Annotated in this window: 2 protein-coding genes; both read right to left on the reverse strand. The window is 44.4% G+C overall.

Annotated elements, in window-relative coordinates; all coding sequences use genetic code 11:
• A partial coding sequence (locus tag B3182_RS07235) for an HAD family hydrolase (RefSeq protein WP_292752127.1) occupies window positions 1-522 on the reverse strand: 522 nt, incomplete at its 3' end.
• A partial coding sequence (locus B3182_RS07240) for an HAD-IIB family hydrolase (RefSeq protein ID WP_292752130.1) occupies window positions 523-2403 on the reverse strand: 1881 nt, incomplete at its 5' end. It lies immediately after the preceding gene.

Here is a 2403-nt window from a genome sequence, read left to right on the forward strand (position 1 = left end):
TACGACCAGTAAACCAACATTGGTAAGCTCATCAATACTCCACATTACTGAAGCGTTGATTCCATTTTTTTGCAGATGGTTATGCACTTGCGCAATGACCTCATCCTTATTGAGATAAAGCGGCAGATAAAAACTCAGTTTGTGGGTGTTTTGCTTACTGAACTCCTGCAATTGCAGATCTTTGATATCACTCAGCAAGGCCTTCAAATCAGAATGTGATTGACCGTTCCAGTCTTTGGCAATTTCATCACACCAGCTCTTTACTTCCTGCCACCGTTTATCTTTGTATTGAAATATTTTAGTTCCCACATCGCTGATAATGTAATCCGGTTGTGGCAGGCTATAGGTACGAATAGCTTTTTCAACCAATTGACGATGGCGGCCCGTCACATATACCAGACAAACATTTTCCGATTGACAGAATTTTCGGAATCGCCTGCGTGCATTGGGATGTTCAGCCTGCATTCCGTTCGGTATGACAGTGCGATCCATATCGGTACAGAGTAATAATCTTGCACTCATTTAATTTGAACCTGTTGCTTGTTCAGAGGTGGTTTCAAAAAAATTATAATATTCAATCGCTTCCATAATGCCTGCAGCATAAGGCTTATGGGCAAAATAGATATGTGAAAAATCTTCCAGCTGTGACAGTTCTTCATGATGCCTGTTTGCTACAACAACAGCCAGTGTGTTGCCACGCATCATATCCTCATCGGCACCACTTCCACCGGCCACACAGATACGTTCCAGCGGCATTTGCCAGCGATCTGCAACAAACCTCAACGCCATACCTTTTGATGCTCTGAGCGGCAGAATATCCAGATACTGACCAAAGGCGAGCTGAACATGTACCGATAACTCTTCTCGGTGTAACAATGATTTCACGGCCTCAACATCTATCTGTTCGGGATTGATGTAATAACTTAGCTTGAACTGACTCTGTTCTGACTTGGGCTGTCGTTCCAGCCCTGGAATATCATCAAGCAATTTAGTCACCCGATGAGGTAACCACAAATGGTCAATATGTTTGGTCCATGCCGTATCCGGTGTTAGTTTTGGTGCATAATAAATTTCGCTGCCGCTACTGGTAATCAGAATATCCGGCTCGGGAATACGATGTTTTTTCATCAGTTTTAAAGCCTGATCCAAGCGTCGGCCGGTAGCAATAACAAATTTGGTACTTTTACGATTATCCCGCAGCAGACCAAGCAATGCCTGCAAGGATTCATCATCACCAATCAGATTCAAATCCAGATCGGTGACCAGTGCTCTTTCATCGCGTCCCATTTCACGACGTTCAACTGGCAAGCGCAGTAATTTTTCAGTGCGTGCAGCAATCGGTTCAATGATTTCCAGGTAGCGTTTTGCATGTGCTTCCCAAGAATAATGTTCAGTGACGCCTTTCAGGCCATTTTGCTGACACTGTTGCCAATAATCATCGTCAAGTAACAGTTTCTCTATCGCAGAACTGATACTGGAAATTTCCAGTGGATCAATTAATTCGCCATTCAGACAATTCGCCATGATATCTCTGGGACCACCGTCTTCGGTGGCAACAATCGGCAAGCCACTGGCAGCAGCTTCAATTAAAGTAAGGCCAAATGGCTCTGTCAGGGCCGGGTTAACAAATACCCCTTTGGTTGCGGCTGCTATACGATAAATCAGTGGCACTTCATCACGACGATGATGTTTAGGAATAGTGACTTTGCCGTAAAGATCATAACGATCAATCGCCACCAGAAGCTCATGAAATACTTCCTGTGCCCCTCGTTCCAGATCATCAATATCATCACGATTACCAGCAATTACCAGAATATTGGCATGTTGCTGTAATTGTTCTGACTGCCCATAGGCCTCAATCAGACTGACAATATTTTTACGCTTATCTGGCCGCGACAATGCCAGAATCATCGGTTTTTCCGGTTCATCCAGATGTTTGGTAATGCGTTTAAATAACTCGCTTTGCAGTTCATCTCCCTTTGGTGGAGTGAATTGCTGAACATTAGTACCGGGCGGCACGATACGCATTTGAGCCGGCTGGTAGTGATCATAAAGCTCATACTGCTCTTCAATTTCCTGATGCGTACTAGTGATCACCCGCTCTGCGGTAGCCAGCGTAATTTCTTCTGCCTCAATTCGCTGGTTCATCTTGTACTGTTGTTCTAATTGATCGATATCCACGCCACTGGCCAGCAATCTTCTGCGTTTGACTCGTCCCAGTGAATGGCCGGTATGGATTAGTGGTATTCCCAGCTGATTGGCAATATGCGAGGCAACCAGTCCGGAATCAGCATAATGACTATGCAAAATGTCTGGTAAAAACGCCTGTCTACGGAAAAAATCCACCAGATTATCGGCAAAGGTATCGAGATATTCCCATATTTGTTCTTTGGCCAGATATTC

This window comes from Methylophaga sp. UBA4204 (genome assembly GCF_002379485.1).
In the GTDB taxonomy this organism is placed as follows: Bacteria; Pseudomonadota; Gammaproteobacteria; order Nitrosococcales; family Methylophagaceae; genus Methylophaga.